This window comes from Rhodococcus sp. NPDC080181 (assembly GCF_040702225.1).
Taxonomy (GTDB): domain Bacteria; phylum Actinomycetota; class Actinomycetes; order Mycobacteriales; family Mycobacteriaceae; genus Rhodococcoides; species Rhodococcoides fascians.
The window spans coordinates 35,499-54,775 of sequence record NZ_JBFBKN010000011.1 but is presented as its reverse complement, the minus strand read 5'-3'; the positions used below and the strand labels follow the sequence as shown (position 1 = coordinate 54,775).

The following is a 19,277-nucleotide window of genomic DNA, read 5'->3' as shown; positions in this document are numbered from 1 at the left end:
CTCCTACGGCCTCGGACGGTGTGCCATCCGATCGTAGTGTCGCCGAGAATCAGTCCAGGTCCTGGCCACGCTTCTCCGGCATCCACACCATCGTCAAGAACGAGATCACAGCTGCTGCAGCGAGATAATAGAAGAACCAGTCGGCGTGGCCTGCGTCGGACAAGGCATTGACCAGTAAGGGAGCGGTGCCACCGAACAACGCAACCGTGAGGTTGTACCAGGCCCCGATACCTACACCTCGAAGCTCTGCCGGGAAGGCTTCGGCCAGAACGGCAGGAATGATGGCCGAGCACATCGCGAACAGCAGCAGGCCGACGCAGAAGACGATGAGCAGTTTGACGAACGACGGCCCGATCAGCTTGGAGAGCGGGATGATCAGAATCGCGAACAGCGCAGCGTAGGTGAGCAATTGCGGTTTGCGGCCGATACGGTCCGCGAGAGCGCCCATGGGGTACTGCAGCGCGACGAACATTGCTGTCGCGATCGACAACGCTACGAACACGTCGTTGGCGTCTGCTCCGCGCTGCTTGACGGCGTAGGGCGTCATCGCGGAGAAGAACGTGTAGTAGGCGAGTGTGGCGAGGAGAACGAATCCGATGACCTGCAGAACGGCGCGGGGATGGTGCTTCATGGTCATCCACAACGGGTTTCGCACGGCCTTCGCCTTCACCGCGTTGCGCTCCTGGTTGTCGGCTTCGGCCATGCCGCGTCGCATCCAGAGTCCCACTACTCCGAGCAGCCCGCCGATGACGAACGGTACGCGCCAGCCCCACGAGCTCAGTTGGTCGTCGTCGAGCACGAACGTCAGGTACGCGCCGAGCAGTGACGCAAGGAGAATGGCCGTGCCGGTGGAGATGTAATAGAAGGACGAGTATCGCCCCCGCCGATCGTTCGGGGCGATCTCGGCGAGGTAGGCCGACGCATTGGAGACTTCACCGCCCATCGACATGCCCTGGACGATCCGGGCCAGCAACAGCAGAATCGGAGCGATCCACCCTGCTACGGAAAACGTGGGGAGGACCGCGATCGCGAACGACCCACCCGACATCATCGCGATCGTCAAGATCATTGCCTGGCGTCGCCCCCGCAGATCGGAGAACCGTCCGATCAGCAAGCCCCCGAGCGGCCTGAAGAAGAACGCCACCGAGTACGTCGCCAAGGTGCTCAACAGAGCCACAGCCGGGTTGTCACCGGAGAAGATCTGGGTCGCGAAGTAGATCGAGAATGTCGCATAGACCGTCCAGTCGTACCACTCGACGGCATTGCCGATACTGACTGCGAGTAGTTGCTTCTTGGGCATCACGTGCCGAGTGGACGTCGATTCGGACTTCACTGACATGGCGATCTCCTTGTCGGGGGCGTGCGTCGAAAAGCCTATGCCTCCACAGCTCCCGGGTGCGGAACCACCGAGCCCGATTCGCTCAGGGAATGATTCGTTGCCGCCGGAGATCTGTGACGATGCCGGCGAACATCGCCTCGGTGTCCACGAAACGATGAAAACCCATACGGCGGGCCTTGGAGCCGTCGGATATGACGTCGTAGTCCCAGGAGAACACGAAGTCACCGAACGCCCAGGACGACACATCGCGGTAGGGAGTGGGCTTCAGCTCGTGCTCGGCAACGATCGAATTCCACAGTGGCTCTTTGTCGGCCATGACGTCGGCCAGCGACATCGGCAGTGGGGTGGCGGTGTCCAACCCGAAGATGTCCGCGATGCGCGGCCACATGTCGTTCCAGCGGAACAGGTCGCCATTGGTGATGTTGAATGCCTGGTTCGCGCACGCCGGCGTAGTTGCGGCCCAGACGGTCGCTTCGGCGAGCAACGACGCATCGGTCATTTCCAGCAGAGATCCGAAAGCGCCGGGCTTGCCCGGGAACCGCATGGGCACGCCCAGCTTCTTGCACATGGTGGCGTAGACAGCGATGACGGTGGCCAGATTCATCGGATTCCCCAGCGCTACACCGCACACCACCGATGGCCGGATAGCCGACCAGGACCACCTCTTTCCGACCTGACGGCTTTCGAGGAACTGTTGTTGGTCGACGTTGAACTCGGGCGGCATGTGCGGTGGATCGGATTCGCGCGCAGGGGTTTTGAACGGTCCGAGATGCGCGCCGTAGACCTTGTAACCCTGCATCAGGCTGACATGTTCCAGGTTCGGAGAACTGTCCTCGATCACGGTGACCACGTTGACGAGCATCGCCAGATTGGGAGGCACCAGCTCGGCCCACGTGGGGCGTTCCTGGTACGCGGCGTAGAAGATGTGCGTGACGTCTGTCAGGTGCGAGAGTCGGCGTCGAGTCTCGTCGCCGTCGAGCAGGTCCACCGCAATGTGCCGGACGCGTTCGCAGTCGATACCGCCGCGGCGGGACAGGCCGATGATGTTCCAATCCCCGGTCCGCTGCAGGTGTTCGACCAGATTTCCGCCGATCACGCCGTTGGCCCCCACGACTACTGCTGTCTTCATCGGCTTCTCCTTATCTGAATATCGCGATATTGCGATGTCCGAGTAGGTAGACCACAGATCGCGATATTGCGATATTGGAGTACGCTTCGAGGGTGGCTGACGAACTGAATCCAGCGGAGCTTGCGGCAGTGTTCGGTGCTCTCAGCAACCCGGCGCGATTGGCGATCATGCAATGGCTCAAGGAGCCGAGCGACTTTCCGCCGCAGCTCGAACCGGCCGAACAGGTAGGGGTGTGCCTCAAACACATTCAGTCGAGGGCCGGCGTCTCGCAGTCGACTGCCTCGCAATACATGGCGGTGCTACAACGCGCCCACCTGGTGACCAGCACCAAAATCGGGCCCTGGGTGCACTACAAACGCAACGCCGACTACCTCGACCGATTGACCGAAACCATCAAGACGGATCTGTGACGTCTCCACTGCGTCGGCGCGACTTCTGTATGAGGCCTGACAGCAGGTTGATGATGCCGGACAGTGCGATGATGCGCCGACTCTGACGGGCCAGCCATGTCGAAATGAGGGCTGCGAAACCGGCAAATACGCAGAGGAAGATGGACACGAAGATCAACGCGCTCCACTTCGCCACGGTATCCACCACGAACATGCCACCGCCGATGAAAAAGAGGACCAGCTCTGGAACGGGTTGTCGCTGAAGAGGATCGGCAGTCACAGTGGAAGTCCTCTCGCGAGATCCACCGCGCGAGTGAGCGATGCTGCCTCGAACACTAGACCGTGCGCAGCTGCCGCCGCTGCGGAACGCTCACTCAGTACGACGGGGTCGGTCGCCCGGGCGACCGCCGCGAGGTCGATGCGTTGCAAGAGCTTCTTCGTCACGGGCCGCTTGCTGTCCCAGAAGGCCAGAGCAGCAATGAGATCGGTAGCTTCGGGCCCGGTCAGTAACGCGTGGGCGACGGAGCAGGTTGCGGGGTCCTCGAAAGGGAGCAGATAGGTGGCATCGTCGAACACGGCTGGTTTGCCGTCGTAGAGACCGACCATCCTGAACTGTGGAATCTTGTGGAACCCGGAAATCGCAATCTTGCACGGCGCGAACGTGTACGGGCCTACACCGAAGATGCAGAACCGGGCTCTATTGCGATAGATCGACGACTTCCGCCCGTCGAGGACGGCGGCGTTGTCGTTCAGGTACTTCCACAGCTTCGGTGCAGTCGACGCAAGTAGCCCGGTGTCGTCACCGGTATGCGACTGCGGCACGATCATCCACCTTGACACCGAGTCCAGCTTGTCGCGGTAGACATCGGTGGACTTGAAGAGTGGGAACAGGTAGTCGGCTTCGATGTCCACGCCGGTTCCCAGTTTGGTTCGCGGGCCGCCATTTTCGGCCAACTCCATCACCGCTGTGGCGTCGTGCTTGATGCCTTGCCGCCATACGAGAGGGCTCGCACCGTCGAACTGCTTACTGCGCTGATATGCATCGACATTCGCGACCAGTTGGCCGTCGACGACTCCGATTCTATTGTCCGGCTGCACCGCATCGAGGCTCGGATATGCCTGTGCGGTGTAGTCGGCCTTGCCCGGCCCGAGTTCGACAACGAACCAGCAGGCATCGACCCCTGCGTCGAACCACTTCTTCGCATCGATCATTCGTAGGCTCGAACCGGTCACCGGAAGCTGATGCCGAGCACAGTGCAGCAGAACGTTTCGAGCTACTTGGGTTTTGCAGATCATCGCGATCGTGGCGGGGCGATCTGCGAATTCGGTGAGCAACTTGACCCAAATGAACTCTGCGATATCGAAGTTGGAGCTGCCGGTGATGGCATCGATGCCGCGAGCGTTCTTCGTGTTCGTGCGTGCGGGTCGATTGGCGGAATCGAGCACCGACAGTTGCGAGTTGGTGACCCACGGTGGGTTGCCGATCACGAGGGTCGCGCCGGGCCCCGAACTCCACTCGATATCTCGGGCCAGATCGAAGTCGAAGATCGACGCTGTGATGATCCTGCCGAATTGTGCTGCTGACGAGGCATACTCGGGCTGCACCTCGATCCCGACGCGCTCTGTTTCGGGATGAGTCCGGGCCATCACCGACAGGAAGTTCCCGACACCGCACGTGGGTTCCAGGACGCGGGTCCAGTTGCGACCGGGCAGGGTGTCGACCAACGCGCGCGCCAACTCGACCGGAGTCTGAAAGTCTCCGAACTCGTTGTTGGGCATCGATGCCTCCGGCAGTGGTGCGGATAGGTGCCGTCTGTGGCACAGGAGCATAGCCTGCGGAGCGACCCAGAGGCTCAGCACCGCACCACTGCCGCAGGCGCTAATGTTGACTGGGATGAAGCTTTCGCGCGCTGCCTTACTGCTGTCCAGTCTCGTCTTCGTCGGTAGCCTCGTGTGGGTCGCCGTCACCGCGGGCGACGAGATACCCGCTCATTTCGACGGATCCGGTCAGGTGGATCGGATGGACTCGAAGCTCTCCTTCCTCCTCACGATGGGTGGTACCGGGTTCGTCATGATCGGGTTGTTCGTCAGCGTCGGGTGGTGGCTGCCGAAGGTCCCGGCCCAGCTGGTGAACCTGCCGAGTCGACGACTGCACGAGTACTGGACTGCCCCCGAGAATCGGCCCGAACTGAACCGCAAGATTTCCGAGGACCTCGACTGGATCGGAGTCGCCTCCGCACTGCTGTTCGCCTGGATCTGCGTCGTTGCGGGCACGACTACAGGTGCGTCGGTGAGCGCGTGGGTGTTCGTGGTGCCGACTGTGCTTTATGTGGTGGTGATTCTGGGATATGCGGCCTTCGCGTTCATGGGCAGTCGATACCGTATTCCGAAGGACTGAGTCAGGGGAGTGGTTGCAACATGGCCAATTTCGAGCCTGACTGTAAAAGGTAGCTGCCATCGGCAGAGTCGACCTTCATCTCGACACTGTCCGAGCGTGCCGATCGTACGGTTTAGCAGTCCATACCAAACTATATACAAATAAGGTTTGGTATGGTCTCATAATGGCGGACGGTGAGGCCGGTGCATCCTGGTCTGCGGTGCAGTTCGAGAGCCGGCCGTGGCGTGTCGCCGATTCGTACACGTCGCGCGCCCAGAGGCGGCTGCATCAGGGTGACTATCGAGCAGCTGTACCGCCGCGTATTGCAGAGGTAGAGCTGAACCTGCCTGCGCAGCTGATCGCAGAGTCGGAGGACGCCCTCCGTGAGATCGTTCGATTCGACCACTATGCCTCTGAGCGGCTCGGTTCGTCGGTGGAACATGCACCCATGAGTTCGATTCTGCTGCGGACGGAAAGCTCGGCGTCCTCTCAAATCGAGAATCTGACCGTGGGAGCCAGGGCACTTGCACTCGCCGAATTGGGTGCGCCCACAACGCGGAACGCCTCGATCGTGTCGGCAAACGTCCGTGCGATGGAATCAGCACTCGAGGTCGGATCATCGATCGGAGAAGCAAGCGTGCTTCAGATGCACCGATCGCTGATGGAGTCCAACGGCGATCCGTTCCCGGGGCAATGGCGAACTCAGCAAGTCTGGATCGGGGGATCGGACATAGGCCCGCACCGTGCCGCTTTCGTTCCACCGCACCACGACCGGCTTGAGGGTGCACTTGCCGACCTGTTCGAGTTCGCAGCTCGTTCGGACTTGCCCGTCATCCCGCATATCGCCGTCACGCATGCGCAATTCGAAACGCTTCACCCGTTCACGGACGGAAACGGGCGAACGGGCCGAGCCATAGTCCACGCGATGCTGCGGAGGGCAGAAGTGACGGAGCGAGTGACGGTTCCATTGTCTGCTGGGCTCCTCACGGACACCGCAGGCTACTTCCGAAGTCTGGATGCCTACCGCGCCGGGGATGTCGAGGCGATCGTGCGAAGCCTCACCGCTGCCACGTTCCACGCCGTCGAAGGTGGGCGGCGATTGGTAGACGAGCTGTCCGACGTCAGAACCGAGTACACCGATCGCGTCGTCGCACGCAGCGACTCGGTTGTGTGGAAACTACTCGACGCGCTGGTGGCGCAACCGGTCGTCGACAACGCCTACGTACGAAACACTTTCGCCGTCAGCGAGATTGCGGCTCAGCGGGCAATCGACAAGCTGACCGAGGTGGGAATTGTGCACCAGACGTCGAAGGGGCGACGAAACAGGGTGTGGCAGGCCGAGGAGATACTTGCCGCTCTCGACGACTTCGCGGACGGCATCCGGCGGGTCCGATAACACGCACTCGGTCGATGCTCAGTGCACACCGAGACCGTCGAGGAGGAGTTCAGCGACGAAGTTCGCGTTGTCCTGCGGGCTGTTCTGTCTTCGTGTGAAGCATCGCATCAGCAGCGTATTGGTGATGCCTGCTGCGAGATCGACTGGGCTCGAGCTCTTTCGGAACACCCCGCTGTCCTGACCCCGCGCGATGACCGGCCCGATGATTGCCGGCAGGTTGAGTTTCTCCTTGATCGAGATCAACCCCTCCGGCTCGCCGTACGTGTCGTGTGCGACGGCGACGAGGAGCGCGTCCATGAATTCGACTTCGTCGGCGGCGAGCTGCGCGAACCGCAGCATGTGATTTCGTAGAATCGTGAGTTCATCGAGGCCCAGCAACTGGTCGTCGGCTACCGACTCGCGAAGATGATCGACCCGATTCTGCAGGGCTGCAACGATGACGGACGGCTTGGTCGGAAACAGTGTCTTGCAGGCCGTCCTCGGCACTCCTGCGATGTCGGCGACGTCGTCCATTCGCGTCATGAAGTAGCCACGCTTTCCGAACTCGTCGCGCGCAGCTGTGACGATCGCAGCGCGAGGATCGCGAGGAAGCGGGCGTTCCTCGACCGGTGAATCGACTTCTCCCACATCATCGAGGTGCTGATGACGTCCGGACGTGTCGACGACGGCCCCGAGAAAGGCAAGCACCGCGTCGGACATCACCTCGGCCGATACGGACGCGGCGTCCGCCTGACTGCGGAGGCGAAATCCATCGATGATTGCGTTGACCGTCACTGCGAACGTTCGGGCTGTGAAGGGACGGCGAAAGGCCCCACCGTCGGGGGCGAACAGTGCCTCGAACGCGCCCAGTACGGCTTCGTCTCGGACGCGGTACTCACTTATCAGGGCCGGGGACGACGGTCCGCCGAAAACGTGGTCCAGAAGAGACTCGGTGATGCTCTTCCGGTCGACGATTGCCGGGAAGTGCTGCGCAACGAGTGCCGTCACCGTCGAGCGAATCGATGCACCGCTGTTCGTCACCTGGCTGCGAATTGTTTCGTGGACGTCGGTGGGCAGCGAGGTCCGGGCCAGCTGCTCGACCACCTTGTCGAGAAAGTCGGCCTTGGTGCTGAACTTGCGGAAGAACGTCGCTGTCGACGAGTCGGATGCGTGGACGACGTCCTCGATGCGCATACCCCGGTCGAGAATTCGTCGAGGATCTGCGACCAACAATGTGACGGCCGCCTCGACGAAATGGGTGGCAGTCGCGTCGAGCTCGTTCATGGGGACGGACTTTACCGAGGTGAGACCGACCGTGACGGTGCCGGTGACAGTACTCACTCTCGGGTGAGAGCGACCTCGGTCATCAACCGGAGTGACCCAACGGAAAGAGTGCGGTGTGATGTGCTGTGTTCGCGCCGCCGGGACAGCGGTGGTGCCCGATATCAAGGATTTTCATGACAATTCTCGCCATCCGCATCCACGAAGGCTCCGATCCGCGGCTCAGCGCTCGTGAAATCGAAGTGCTCACCACGTGGCTGGTGTCCGACTCCAAGTCGGAGGCGTCGCGGGCGCTCTATCTGTCGATGGGAACTGTGAACACCCACTTGTCCCGGATCCGAGCCAAGTACTCCGCGGTGGGGCGCACGGCACCCACCAAAGCGGCATTGTTGGCGAGGGCTCTGCAGGACGGCTTCATCGATATCGACGATCTGTGAGGTTCACTCAACCTCGACGCGCCTCGACTTCATTTTCTTCACCACGAACCACGCGATCAGCGCCACAACGATGCCGATGACGATGTACTGGAACACCGAGGCGTAGTTCTCCACGTAATGCCAATTCTCGCCGAGGAAGTAACCGGCCAGCACGAATATGGAGTTCCAGATCAGGCTGCCGAGCGTGGTGTACAACGTGAATTGCAGTACCGGCATCCGTGACACACCGGCCGGAATCGAGATGCCCGAGCGAACCACCGGGATCATGCGGCCGAAGAACACCGCCGACCGACCGTGTCTGGTGAACCAGTCCTCGGCCTTCGTCAGATCCTCGGTTCCGACGAACGGCATCTTCTCGACAATGGCGTACATCCGGTCACGTCCGAATTTGATGCCCAGCCAGTAGAGAACCAGAGCGCCGAGCACCGATCCCGCCGTCGTCCAGAACAATGCACCGAAGAGCGTCATCCCGCCCTGAGATGCGGTGAAGCCGGCCAACGGCAGGATGATCTCGCTGGGTAGCGGCGGGAAGAAGTTCTCGGCAGCGACGGCAATACCGGCACCGGGACCGCCGATCGCCTCCATCAAACTCACCGCCCACCCGGCGATTCCGCCGAGTTCAGTGCTGGTCGCGGCAAGGGTGGAGAGCTCACTCATGACTACGACTGTACGAAACGTCTCGACCGAAAATCTGCTCACCAGGAGAAATGCCAAGAAATTGAGACATATGGAACACTTGCGAGGGTGAAACGAGCCCTCCAGGTACTGCCCGTTGTTGCCGCCGCCACACTCCTGCTGGGTGCCTGCGGGTCCTCCGATCCGGAGCCGACCCCCGCTTCCGCTCCCACTGAATTGTCAGCTCCGTCGTCGCCCGCTCCGTCGTCTGTATCGGCTTCGTCCGGCCCATCGAACGCCGGCGTCTACAACCTGCCGGGCACAGGAGTCTTCCCCGAAGGCATCACCGCCGCCGACGACACGTTCTACGTCACCTCCACTTCCGACGGTGCCGTGTTCCGCGGAACCGTCGGATCGCCGGATGTGTCGGTGTTCTTGCCCGGCGGTGCGGACGGACGCACCGGTGCTGCGGGGATCGACACAGCTGACGACGACGGCTTAATTGACCGTGCCTCGTATCTGGTCATCGCAGGCGGGGCGACCGGCAAGGTGTGGGTATACGACAGGGGTACCGGTGGCCTGGCTGCCACCTTCGCTAACGGCCTCGGTGCCGATGCGACATTCCTCAACGACGTCGCGATCGCCGACAATGGCGATGCGTACGTCACCGATTCTCGAAGTCCAGTGCTGTACCGGATTCCGTTCGAGCAGATGATGGCCGGCGTCCAAGATGGTCCGCTCGAGACATTCGCCAGTTTCGACGGCACTCCCTTCATATATGGCGAGGGCTTCAACGCCAACGGCATCGTCGAGAACGACAACGAGACAGCGCTGATCGTCGTGCAATCGAGCACCGGAAATCTCTATCGAATCGACAAGGCTTCGAAAGAGGTCACCCAGGTCGATCTCGGCGGAGCAACGCTCATGAACGGCGACGGGATGGAGATGGACGACGACACGCTGTACGTCGTCCGCAATCGGGACGGTCTGATCTCGAAGGTCGACCTCGACGATGATGGCCGGCGCGGATCCGTCACCGGCGAAATCACGGACCCATCGTTTGCCTACCCCACAACCGTTGCAGCAGTGGATGATCGACTACTGGTGGTCAACAGTCAGTTCGACAAGCGTGGGGGAGAACCGGTTGAGCCGTTCACCGTCAGCTCTGTTCCGGAGTAGAGCGGCTTCGCCGCACGTGCACGGAAATTCGTAGCAGAGACCGAGTTTCCGCGCACAACGATCCAAGGGGGTTCGAGCAACGGTTCGGGCACCATGGAAGTCGGACGCGACCGACGTCGTCCGGGAGAGGGGTCTTCGTGTCGATACGTCCGGCCGAGGTCGGCACCGTGTCGATCGTGTTGGGAGCGCTGGTCGTTCTGGTTCTCGATGCTCACACTGCATGGCAGACGCCTTCGCACCTTCGGCGCACGATCAGTGAATACGGACTCGGCGCACAGCAGTGGGTGTTCTCGATCGGGGTCGTCCTGCTCGCGTTGGGTTCTGCTTTCACTCTGCTGGCCGCGGTGCGACAACGGCTCACCCCACCCACCTCGGTAGCGTCCTTGTGTCTGATGCTGTGGACTGTCGGCCTTGTTGCCGTTGTCGCCGTGCCGAAGCAGGATTGGTCGAACGACGCGTCACTGAGCCTCGGCGGGACGATCCATCGACTCGGTGCGGCAGTGGCGTTCGTCAGCATCCCCGTCGCGGTCTTCGCGTTCTCGCGGCCCTGGATTCGGCAGGGGCCATGGACTGTCCGGGCACGAACGACACTGTGGTTGAGCGTGCTGTCCGTCTGCACGCTGCTCCCGATCGCATACGCACTCGTTGTCGGTGCCGTCGGCACGCGACCCTGGTATCGGGTGGTCACCCTCGGTTATGTGGAGCGCGTGCTCGTCGTTGCCGAAGTGATCGCATTGATCTCGCTGGCCTTGTGGGTGTGGGCAGCCGAACGTAGGAGTCCTGCTTCCGTGAAGTCACAGGAGATCGAGGCCTCGCAGCCCGTCTAGGGAACCGATCGCGCGTTGCGTGCGTCCAACCTGTCAGTGCCGTCGGCGTCGAGAGGTTGAATGAATGCGTGTGATGTCCGGACGTCGAATTGCTGTGGCGTGCAGCGCGGTGCTGTTGCTGACGGGATGCGCCGGGTCGACGAATGGAAGCCCGGTCGCGAGCGAGGACACATCCACGTCGGCGGTGACACCGGGTCCACGCGAGCCATTCGATCCATGCACTATCCCGAAATCTGCGGTGACAGCCAGCGGCTTGGACGTGAGTACTGAGCGACCCGACTTCGCGGGCATCACGACGTACCCCGGATGGAAGGGCTGTACTTGGGACGGCACTGCGCTGAACAGCTGGTACTACGTCGCCGTGTTGTCGTCGCTGGAGTCCATCAACGAACTACTGGGCAGTCCTTCGTTCGTGCGCGGTGCGGAGGTGAGCCTCTCGGGCCGCACTGCAGTTCAACTGCGGCACGCAGACGAATTGAAATCCCTGGGTTGCGCAGTTGCTTTCGGCACGGGTGACGGTCTGATCGTGCTCGACCTGCAGAAGAAGGGTTCGCGAGATCTCGAAGGTGAACCCTGCGCCGAGGTCAACCGACACGCGGTCGACTTCGAACCGTATTTGCCGAAGTGAATCAGAAGGGTGCTGACTACCTTGGAGCCATACGGTTTGAATCAGAATCTGGACCACTGGCGGAGTCTTCGAGACCGAGCAGCGGCGGGCGAAGTCGAGGTCGAATCAGGAGTGGCAGAGAGGTGCGACGCTGCGTGCGGCGACTACTTGACGAAGCTGGATCGCATGCTGGAGATGACCGCCTCCCTCGCGTGGCCTGAGTCCTGGGGTGACCTGGACTCGGCCAAACAGCTTCAGGCGAAGTTCACGCGGCTGGCGACAGGAGATGAAGGCTCCGCTCGCTTTGTGATCAAGCAGCAGATCGAGATCATCAAGACCATGCGCGAGTTCTTTCAACACTATTTCGCGAGTGTCGAAGCCGTGGACAGTGCCACCGCGGCAACAGTCGAAGCGCTGTCACCACCGCGATAGACGAAAAATCCCGACGACCCAGTTGCTCGGTCGTCGGGATCGGTCGTTCGAAACGTCCTGCTAGCGAGCCAGTTCCACTTCGGCTTCCTCGTCGACGAAGGGATCGCCGTTGCGCGGAGCGTTGTAGCGCTCGAGATTCAAGATGCCTTCGCGCTTGGCGACGATGGTCGGCACCAGAGCCTGGCCGGTGACATTGACCGCGGTACGGCCCATGTCGACGATCGGTTCCACTGCGAGCAGCAGGCCGACGCCGGCGAGAGGCAGTCCCAAGGTCGACAGCGTAAGAGTCAGCATCACCGTCGCGCCCGTCGTTCCTGCTGTTGCCGCTGAACCGATCACAGACACGACGATGATCAGCAGGTAGTCGGTGATGGTCAGGTCGATACCGTAGAACTGCGCGACGAACAGTGCTGCGATGGCGGGATAGATTGCAGCGCAACCGTCCATCTTCGTCGTCGCCCCGAGCGGTACCGCAAACGAGGCGTACTCACGCGGCACGCCCAGGTTGCGTTCGGTGACACGCTCGGTGAGAGGCAGAGTGCCGATCGACGATCGCGAGACGAAACCGAGCTGGGTCGCGGGCCACACGCCCGAGTAGAAGGCGCGCACCGAAAGACCATGAGCGCGAACGATCAACGGGTATACCACGAAGAACACAACAGCCAGGCCGACGTAGATCGAGACGGTGAACACTCCGAGCGAACCGATGGCGTCCCAGCCGTAGGTGGCCACAGCGTTGCCGATCAGAGCAGCCGTGCCGATCGGCGCGAGGCGAATGATCCACCACAGCACCTTCTGGACAATGGCCAGCAACGAGGCGTTGAACGCGAGGAAGGGCTCGGCCTTCTTGCCGACCTTGAGTGCAGCGATACCGATGGCAGCGGCGATCACCAGCAACTGCAGGATGTTGAAGCTCAACGACGTGGTCGCGGTACCGCTCTCGGCAACCGTGGTCTTCGCGCCGAGCGCGAGGAAGTTGTTCGGCACCAAGCCGGTGAGGAACGACCACCATGACCCGACGCTGGACGGATCTCCCGCCGAGTCCGCCCCAGCGCTGGTCCGCGATCCGGGCTGGGCGACCAGACCGATGACGATGCCGATGATCACTGCAATGAACGCCGTGATGGCGAACCACCACAGCGTCTGAATTGCCAGACGCGCAGCATTCGTGACTTCACGAAGATTGGCGATGGAACTGACGATGGCCGTGAAGACGAGCGGAATGACCGCGACGGTGAGTAGCTTCACGTAGCTCGAACCGATGGTCGAGAGGGTACCGACCAACCAGTTTTCGTTGCCATCGGCCGCGTCGGGCATCGATCGAGCGATCAGCCCGAACACGACACCGAGTACGAGACCGGCAACGATCTGTGGACCGAACGCGGTTGCCCAGGTAGGGACACGGCGCGTACGGGTAGCGCTGGGCGCAGACATGGTTATGCCTTTCGAAAAGAAGAGACGCCGACAGAGGTGGGCGAGAGAATGCTCATCGGGCCGATGTGCCCGACGGAGAGGTTGCGGTCTAGAGGACCGTCAACAGGTAGCGCTGGCTTGCAGACGCAAGTCGACGTAGCGTCGAGAGGTCAGCAGCGGATTCACTGGTAAGACGGTACTCGTCCGACAATCGCCGCGACGGGCAGGGTTCTTCTGAGGGTTCACTGTGGAATCGATGAGGGTGCGCTGCGCGATCGACGGTTCGCCGATTTCGTGAGCTACGTTGAGTTTTCCGCAGCCGACGAAACGAGATCATGAGTACGACAGCAAAGCCTCGAGGACTGGTTCGGCGACTGGTACAAGCGATGTGCGCTGTTGTCGCAGCGCTGGTCGCGGTCGTTCTGGCGTCGGCCGGATGGGTTGCGTACGCGACGGCGGGCAAGGTCTACGACGTCGACGACGCACCGGACGCGCCAGTAGGGATCGTTCTCGGTGCCCAGGTGCGCGACGGCAAGCCGATGCGCTTTCTCGCCGGTCGGCTCGACACCGCCATCCAATTGATGGAGGCCGGAAAGATCAAGGCAATCCTTGTCTCCGGTGACGCAGACGGCAACTCCGGCAACGAGATTCAGGCCATCACCGAGTACCTGATCGAGCATGGAATCGATCCGGACGTCATCATTGGTGACGACCACGGCATCGATACCTACGACACGTGCGCCCGCGCGAAAGAGACGTTCGGCGTCGAACGTGGACTCATCATCAGTCAACCCCTTCATGTCTCCCGTGCCGTCGCGCTGTGCGAGGACATGGATCTGGAGATCGACGGTGTGACTGCCGACTGCATCGACTGCAACACGCTCGCTGTTGTGCGGAACTACGCACGAGAGTTGTTGGCACGCCCCAAAGCAGTTCTCGATCTGTGGTCAGGGCGCGACCCAGTCGTCGTGTCCCCGCCGAACGATTCACTTGCGACCATCACCGGGCGATAAGTGTGCCCGTGGGAGATCGGCTCCTCAGATTGGGAAGTAGGACGCCGATCGGCACCTGCAAGTCGAGTCCGGGGAGCTGATCCGCGGCTCGTAGACCGGATCGGCGACGCGGAGCGTTCGCACCGACGCGACTACAGTGAGCGAGTCGGTTCGACGACTCAGCGAACCCCGTGTTTTACAGGAGTGGACGCTTGAGCTGGATTCGCTTGAACGACGTTGCCAAGGGATACGACCAGAAGGTGATGTTGCGTGAGGTGTTCTTCCGCCTCGCCGACGGCGATCGCATCGGTCTGATCGGCCGCAACGGAACGGGCAAGACCACCCTGCTACAGCTTCTCCTCGGCCGAGAGACCCCGGATTCGGGGACCGTCGACGTCACCGAGGGTGCTCGCATCGGCTACTTCTCGCAGTTCTCCGAACTGGACGGCGATCGCAGCATCCAAGCGGAGCTCGAATCTCTCTTCGGTGCTGTCCATGCAATCGAGACCGAGTTGGCCGAGGTCGAGGCCGCATTGGGCGGTGACCTGGACGAGAAGCAGATGTACAAGCTCGTCGACCGCCAAGCCGAACTGCTCGACGCCATGGAGAACAGTGGCGGTTGGACCTACCACCAACAGATCGACACCGTGTTGTCGATGCTCGGATTCAACGCCGAACGACGGGAGCTCCCCGTCGATCGACTGTCCGGTGGTTGGCGCAACCGCGCGGCGTTGGCCAAGATCCTCATCGAGGCCCCGGACGTCCTGCTCCTCGACGAGCCGACGAACTTCCTCGATGTTGCCGGAATCGCGTGGCTCGAACGCTGGCTACGAGACTTCCGCGGTGCGCTACTCGTTGTCTCGCACGACCGCGCATTCCTCGAGCAGGTCGTCACCAGCATCGTCGAAATCGAGAACCATCACCTGCAGACCTACGACGGTAGCTACTCGGAATACGTGCAGCAGAAGCAGTTTCGACTCAAGAACCTCGAACGTGAGTTCAGCAACGAACAGCAGCTGCTGGCCTACGAGCAAGAAGCGATCAGTGATCGTAAGGAAGCAGTGAAGAACCCCAGCGGAGTGCTCAAACGTCGACTGGCGAACATCAAGAAGAGCAAGAGCCCCCGCCCGGTCGACACGGTGGTCACCGCAATCTACGGCGGTTTGCATGTGCACGACAACCTCGCGGAGATCACGGGAATCGCGAAAAGCTATGGCGAGCAACGACTCTTCGAGAACATCTCGTTCACCGTGCACCGCGGTGACCGTATCGCCATCACCGGACCCAATGGATGCGGAAAGACCACGCTGGTCGACATTCTCGTCGGTGCCGAGCAACCCGACAGTGGCAAGATCAAATGGAAGACCAAGGCACCGTCGTTCATCTATTACAACCAGGTGCTCGCCGATCTCGATCTCGACGACACCGTGTCGCACTCGGTCAACGCGATGCCGGGCAGTCTCGCTCTGACGGCGACAAAGAAGGAAGTCCACCGCTTTCTCACGCTGCTGCAGTTCTCCGAGATGGATCTCAAATCGAAGATCGGCGTGCTGTCCGGAGGGCAGAAGGCGCGAGTTGCATTGGCGCAGTGCCTGTTGTTCGGCGCAGGCGTCATCGTGCTCGACGAGCCCACCAACCACCTCGACCTACAGAGCACCCAGGTGCTCGAACGTGCGCTGATGGCCTTTCCCGGCGCGGTGATTCTGGTGAGCCACGACAGGTTCTTCGTTGAGAAGGTGGCATTTCGGCAGCTGTCGTTCGACGGCAAGGGCGGCGTCACCGAAATCGCCGGTGTGCAAATGGCGTGACCAGAGTTGCTATCCGTTGATCTTGGACGCGGACGTGCCCCACTCGGCGTCGCGCAACTCCTTCTTCCTGATCTTGCCCGTCGATGTCTTCGGCAGCTCGACAATGAACTCGACGTTGCGCGGAGCCTTGTACGACGCGATGGCCGATTTCACGTGCGCCACGAGCTCGGCTTCCGAGACGTCCACGCCGGCCACCAGCACCACGAACGCCTTCGGCCGCTCTCCCCACTTGTCGTCGGGCACCCCGATGACCGCAACATCCGCGACGGCAGGATGGCTCGCCAGTGCCTGTTCCACCTCGATGGTGGAGATGTTCTCGCCGCCGGAAATGACGACGTCCTTGGCGCGATCGAGTAGCTGAACGTAACCGTCGGGATGCATCACCCCGAGGTCACCGGAATGGAACCAGCCGCCCGCGAAAGCCTGTGTCGTTCCGGCCGTGTCGTTGTAATACCCCTTCATGACGTTGTTGCCGCGCATGACGATCTCACCCATTTCGGTGCCGTCGGGTTCGACATCGATCAAAACCCCACCGGGGCCAGGCTTGTCGCGGACCACGCGCAGACGGTCTGCGGTGAGCATGCCGACTCCTTGTCGAGCCAAGCGACGGGCCTGTTCGTCGGCGTCCAGTTCGAGCCATTCCTGCTTCGCCTCGCACACCGAATACGGACCGTAGGTTTCGGTGAGGCCGTAGACGTGTACGAGCGTTGCTCCCAACGCTCGAATCTTGGCGATGATCGTCGGGCTCGGAGGAGCTCCCGCAGTGACGATGGTCAACGGTCGATCGAGTGAATGTGCCTCTGCAGCAGTGGCGAGAGTGGTCAACACGGTCGGCGCACCGGCAAGGTGATCGACGCCGTTGTCGATGGCCGACCAGATGGCGTCGCCGCGCACTCCGCGAAGGCACACGTGTGTGCCGGACGCGGCCGTGACCGCCCACGTGGTGCACCATCCATTGCAGTGGAACATCGGCAGAGTCCACAGATAGCGGGTGTCGCCCCCGAATCCCTGGTGGTGAAGTTCTCCCAGGGAATTGAGGTAAGCACCGCGGTGGGTGTACATCACGCCCTTGGGTCGACCGGTGGTGCCCGAGGTGTAGTTGATCGTGATGGTCGACGTCTCGTCGTCGACCTCCCACTCCATCGGTTCGTCCGTGCCCCGTTCGAGGAACGCGTCGTATCGCGTGGTGTGCGGCAGCCTGTCGTACGTGCCGTCCACCGAGGGGGTCTCGACGATCTCGGTGACCGAATCTGCGATGGGATCTGTTCCGAGACCGGCCAGCAGTGCCGAATCACCCACCAACAGAACCGAACCGGAGTGATCGCAGATGTACCGAACTTCGTCCGGCGAGAGCCTGGTGTTGATCGCGACCAGAACGGCACCGGCCAGTGGCACCGCGTAATGCGCGAACAGTAGCTCTGCCGAGTTCGACGCCATGTAGGCCACCCGATCGCCGTGGCCGACCCCCGACGCGCGCAGTGCATGCGCGAGCCGGGTGACGGCGGCGGCGAACTGCTCGTAGGTGAAGGTGCGCGCACCATCCTCCACGGCGATCTTGTGGGGATGAACCTCCGCAGCGCGTTCGAGAAAGCGAAGTGGTGTCAGCGGAGTATCCAGACCGGTCATGCCAGCCAATGTAGCGCGCACTACGAGGCCAGATCTGATTTGTCGATACGTTCGCGCCCACCGGTAAGGTCGGCGCGTTCGGCGGCGGCACGGCCTGCACGTCGACCCGCATGATCGCGTGCCTCGATAAGCACCTCCGTTGTCGACGGATACATGGCCGTGAATGCCTTGTTCACGGCATCGCTGCGCTCGGCCAAGATCGGCAGCAAGGCGCTACCGTGATGCTCCGACGCCGCCTTTGTAGCTCGCTCCCGAGCTTCCAGCAAGCGCTGGCCGATACGGTGGGCGTACGCGATCAGAAAAGATTTCCTGAAGCTGCGACCTCGGGCTTCCGGTGATTCGGCGAGTTCGTCGAGTGCGCGAGAAGACTGCACGAGTAGCGATGTGAACAGCAGCTCGCACAAATCCAGATCGACTTCGAGCCCGACGATGTTGACCAGAGCGAATCGCTTGTACCACAGGGTTCGGGCACCATTTGCTTCGCAAACACTGTGCAGGAGAAGAGACTTGGCCTCCGAGTACGGACTGTCGACCAAGATGCGGCGGGTGGTTACGTCGCCGATCGAACCGCGCGGGTTGTCGGACTCGAGCAGCGCATGGTCGATGGCATAGCGGGTCATGAGATCTTGAGCCTTCGCCGAAAACGCCTCGGCCTCGGCCGGAAACTGGGTGGACTCCGCCTTTGCCAGTAACCCCCGGATCTTGCCCAGCATCTTGGGATCCGAGACGCCACTCTTGTGGGCCGATGACGGTGTTGGCGAGGATCGAACCGACGACCACTGCGATGGAATGGGAACCAGCTTGTCGATCGAACCCAGTGAGGTCGTATGACCGAGGACGGTCAACACCGTGTTCCAGGAGTCGGACGTGGAGATCCGAGGCCTCGCACACCACCTTCGGAGGCGTTCGACGGACACGCCTGCGGTGGAATCGATTTTCAGATCGATCAGTTGCTCTCGCCAGGAATCGGGTGCGTTGGTATCGATCAGTTGCTCTCGCCAGGAATCGGGTGCGTTGGTGAGGGCAGAGGAACGCCCCGCATGGGTGGCGATCGCCTCCACCACGAGCATCCCGGCCGCGCCCCCGACCATCTTTCGAGTAGCGTGCGCGAGTTCGGCCGGCTGCCAACCGATCTCGAACAACCTGTCGACAGAGTGGTCGAGTATCCGTGCTGATACGGCGTACGCAGGATCGACCTCGGGCGTGCACTCGAATTTCGCGAGACGGTCTGCAACCAGCCGAACGTACGCCTTCCACCCTGACCCTCGAGTGGCGTAGTCGAGGCCCATTTCGACGAGGCGAACCGGATCCGCGTCCGGCCGGATTTGACCGGTGCGGTGAAAATTTTGAAAGCTGTCCAGATCGATACGACTCATCGTCGTCCCCTCCACGTCCCCCGGTGTGGTCCCCGAACTTTTCGGTGAATCGCAGAGTAGGGGAGGGGTCCGACA

19 protein-coding genes are annotated in these 19,277 nt (G+C 61.6%); 10 read left to right on the top strand and 9 right to left on the bottom strand.

Features of this window, described 5'->3' with window-relative positions; translation table 11 throughout:
* Positions 1-49: 49 nt before the first annotated feature.
* Together AB0O58_RS14570 and AB0O58_RS14565 are read right to left on the bottom strand one after the other, a co-directional pair.
* Entirely contained in the window at positions 50-1,339 is a 1,290-nt protein-coding gene (locus tag AB0O58_RS14570) for an MFS transporter (protein WP_032399136.1), read from the bottom strand.
* 82 nt (positions 1,340-1,421) lie between these two features.
* Positions 1,422-2,468, bottom strand: a complete 1,047-nt coding sequence (locus AB0O58_RS14565; protein WP_094623181.1) for an SDR family oxidoreductase — start codon at positions 2,466-2,468, stop codon at positions 1,422-1,424.
* A gap of 92 nt (positions 2,469-2,560) precedes the next feature.
* On the opposite strand from AB0O58_RS14565, the gene AB0O58_RS14560 reads away from it, so the two are divergent.
* Positions 2,561-2,878 (top strand): helix-turn-helix transcriptional regulator, encoded by a 318-nt coding sequence (locus AB0O58_RS14560; protein ID WP_167329389.1) that lies wholly within the window; start codon positions 2,561-2,563, stop codon positions 2,876-2,878.
* On the opposite strand, the gene AB0O58_RS14555 is transcribed toward AB0O58_RS14560, so the two are convergent.
* Complete coding sequence (locus tag AB0O58_RS14555; RefSeq protein ID WP_366238327.1) at positions 2,862-3,137, bottom strand: hypothetical protein; 276 nt, start codon at positions 3,135-3,137, stop codon at positions 2,862-2,864. The genes AB0O58_RS14560 and AB0O58_RS14555 overlap by 17 nt on opposite strands.
* Positions 3,134-4,636 carry an SAM-dependent methyltransferase gene (locus tag AB0O58_RS14550; RefSeq protein ID WP_366238326.1) on the bottom strand — a complete coding sequence of 501 codons (1,503 nt, stop codon included), beginning with the start codon at positions 4,634-4,636 and terminating at the stop codon, positions 3,134-3,136. The genes AB0O58_RS14555 and AB0O58_RS14550 overlap by 4 nt, the downstream gene beginning before the upstream one ends.
* 115 nt (positions 4,637-4,751) lie before the next feature.
* On the opposite strand from AB0O58_RS14550, the gene AB0O58_RS14545 reads away from it, so the two are divergent.
* Positions 4,752-5,255, top strand: a complete 504-nt coding sequence (locus AB0O58_RS14545) for a DUF1648 domain-containing protein (protein ID WP_052053708.1) — start codon at positions 4,752-4,754, stop codon at positions 5,253-5,255.
* A 163-nt stretch (positions 5,256-5,418) separates the two neighbouring features.
* On the top strand, positions 5,419-6,630 hold the full coding sequence (locus tag AB0O58_RS14540) for a Fic family protein (protein WP_287452519.1): 1,212 nt from the start codon (positions 5,419-5,421) through the stop codon (positions 6,628-6,630).
* Between the two features lie 18 nt (positions 6,631-6,648).
* Here AB0O58_RS14540 and AB0O58_RS14535 read toward each other — a convergent pair whose 3' ends face one another.
* On the bottom strand, positions 6,649-7,893 hold the full coding sequence (locus tag AB0O58_RS14535) for a TetR/AcrR family transcriptional regulator (RefSeq protein ID WP_366238325.1): 1,245 nt from the start codon (positions 7,891-7,893) through the stop codon (positions 6,649-6,651).
* Positions 7,894-8,066: 173 nt separating this feature from the next.
* Here AB0O58_RS14535 and AB0O58_RS14530 point away from each other — a divergent pair, with 173 nt between their 5' ends.
* Complete coding sequence (locus AB0O58_RS14530) at positions 8,067-8,327, top strand: LuxR C-terminal-related transcriptional regulator (protein ID WP_366238324.1); 261 nt, start codon at positions 8,067-8,069, stop codon at positions 8,325-8,327.
* 3 nt (positions 8,328-8,330) lie between these two features.
* Here AB0O58_RS14530 and AB0O58_RS14525 read toward each other — a convergent pair whose 3' ends face one another.
* Positions 8,331-8,984 carry a DedA family protein gene (locus AB0O58_RS14525; RefSeq protein WP_287452518.1) on the bottom strand — a complete coding sequence of 218 codons (654 nt, stop codon included), beginning with the start codon at positions 8,982-8,984 and terminating at the stop codon, positions 8,331-8,333.
* An 87-nt stretch (positions 8,985-9,071) separates the two neighbouring features.
* Here AB0O58_RS14525 and AB0O58_RS14520 point away from each other — a divergent pair, with 87 nt between their 5' ends.
* The 4 genes from AB0O58_RS14520 (at position 9,072) to AB0O58_RS14505 (ending at position 11,987) form a co-directional block, all read left to right on the top strand.
* Entirely contained in the window at positions 9,072-10,121 is a 1,050-nt protein-coding gene (locus AB0O58_RS14520) for a superoxide dismutase (protein ID WP_366238323.1), read from the top strand.
* A 137-nt stretch (positions 10,122-10,258) separates the two neighbouring features.
* Entirely contained in the window at positions 10,259-10,948 is a 690-nt protein-coding gene (locus AB0O58_RS14515; protein ID WP_283348389.1) for a DUF998 domain-containing protein, read from the top strand.
* A gap of 64 nt (positions 10,949-11,012) precedes the next feature.
* A complete protein-coding gene (locus tag AB0O58_RS14510; RefSeq protein WP_167325994.1) occupies positions 11,013-11,576 on the top strand; it encodes a DUF3558 domain-containing protein in 564 nt (187 codons plus the stop codon).
* A gap of 165 nt (positions 11,577-11,741) precedes the next feature.
* Positions 11,742-11,987 (top strand): hypothetical protein, encoded by a 246-nt coding sequence (locus AB0O58_RS14505; RefSeq protein ID WP_143537157.1) that lies wholly within the window; start codon positions 11,742-11,744, stop codon positions 11,985-11,987.
* Positions 11,988-12,047: 60 nt separating this feature from the next.
* Here AB0O58_RS14505 and AB0O58_RS14500 read toward each other — a convergent pair whose 3' ends face one another.
* The gene (locus AB0O58_RS14500) at positions 12,048-13,421 is read right to left on the bottom strand and encodes a dicarboxylate/amino acid:cation symporter (RefSeq protein ID WP_027497711.1); all 1,374 of its coding nucleotides are present in this window, start codon (positions 13,419-13,421) and stop codon (positions 12,048-12,050) included.
* 314 nt (positions 13,422-13,735) lie between these two features.
* Here AB0O58_RS14500 and AB0O58_RS14495 point away from each other — a divergent pair, with 314 nt between their 5' ends.
* Both AB0O58_RS14495 and AB0O58_RS14490 read left to right on the top strand, forming a co-directional pair.
* Complete coding sequence (locus tag AB0O58_RS14495) at positions 13,736-14,413, top strand: ElyC/SanA/YdcF family protein (protein WP_287452897.1); 678 nt, start codon at positions 13,736-13,738, stop codon at positions 14,411-14,413.
* A 191-nt stretch (positions 14,414-14,604) separates the two neighbouring features.
* Positions 14,605-16,200: an ABC-F family ATP-binding cassette domain-containing protein gene (locus AB0O58_RS14490; RefSeq protein WP_236254224.1), complete on the top strand. Its 1,596-nt coding sequence runs from the start codon at positions 14,605-14,607 to the stop codon at positions 16,198-16,200.
* A gap of 9 nt (positions 16,201-16,209) precedes the next feature.
* Here the strand turns inward: AB0O58_RS14490 and AB0O58_RS14485 are convergent, their stop codons facing one another.
* Entirely contained in the window at positions 16,210-17,826 is a 1,617-nt protein-coding gene (locus AB0O58_RS14485; RefSeq protein WP_283550998.1) for an AMP-binding protein, read from the bottom strand.
* Between the two features lie 20 nt (positions 17,827-17,846).
* Positions 17,847-19,202 (bottom strand): DUF2786 domain-containing protein, encoded by a 1,356-nt coding sequence (locus tag AB0O58_RS14480; RefSeq protein ID WP_366238322.1) that lies wholly within the window; start codon positions 19,200-19,202, stop codon positions 17,847-17,849.
* Between the last annotated feature and the right edge of the window lie 75 nt (positions 19,203-19,277).

Bases quoted from the DNA above. Each gene is read 5' to 3' on its own strand.
- AB0O58_RS14570 (WP_032399136.1), bottom strand. From the start codon at position 1,339: ATGTCAGTGAAGTCCGAATCGACGTCCACTCGGCACGTGATGCCCAAG.
- AB0O58_RS14565 (WP_094623181.1), bottom strand. From the start codon at position 2,468: ATGAAGACAGCAGTAGTCGTGGGGGCCAACGGCGTGATCGGCGGAAAT.
- AB0O58_RS14550 (WP_366238326.1), bottom strand. From the start codon at position 4,636: ATGCCCAACAACGAGTTCGGAGACTTTCAGACTCCGGTCGAGTTGGCG.
- AB0O58_RS14545 (WP_052053708.1), top strand. From the start codon at position 4,752: ATGAAGCTTTCGCGCGCTGCCTTACTGCTGTCCAGTCTCGTCTTCGTC.
- AB0O58_RS14540 (WP_287452519.1), top strand. From the start codon at position 5,419: ATGGCGGACGGTGAGGCCGGTGCATCCTGGTCTGCGGTGCAGTTCGAG.
- AB0O58_RS14535 (WP_366238325.1), bottom strand. From the start codon at position 7,893: ATGAACGAGCTCGACGCGACTGCCACCCATTTCGTCGAGGCGGCCGTC.
- AB0O58_RS14530 (WP_366238324.1), top strand. From the start codon at position 8,067: ATGACAATTCTCGCCATCCGCATCCACGAAGGCTCCGATCCGCGGCTC.
- AB0O58_RS14525 (WP_287452518.1), bottom strand. From the start codon at position 8,984: ATGAGTGAGCTCTCCACCCTTGCCGCGACCAGCACTGAACTCGGCGGA.
- AB0O58_RS14510 (WP_167325994.1), top strand. From the start codon at position 11,013: ATGCGTGTGATGTCCGGACGTCGAATTGCTGTGGCGTGCAGCGCGGTG.
- AB0O58_RS14505 (WP_143537157.1), top strand. From the start codon at position 11,742: ATGCTGGAGATGACCGCCTCCCTCGCGTGGCCTGAGTCCTGGGGTGAC.
- AB0O58_RS14500 (WP_027497711.1), bottom strand. From the start codon at position 13,421: ATGTCTGCGCCCAGCGCTACCCGTACGCGCCGTGTCCCTACCTGGGCA.
- AB0O58_RS14495 (WP_287452897.1), top strand. From the start codon at position 13,736: ATGAGTACGACAGCAAAGCCTCGAGGACTGGTTCGGCGACTGGTACAA.
- AB0O58_RS14485 (WP_283550998.1), bottom strand. From the start codon at position 17,826: ATGACCGGTCTGGATACTCCGCTGACACCACTTCGCTTTCTCGAACGC.
- AB0O58_RS14480 (WP_366238322.1), bottom strand. From the start codon at position 19,202: ATGAGTCGTATCGATCTGGACAGCTTTCAAAATTTTCACCGCACCGGT.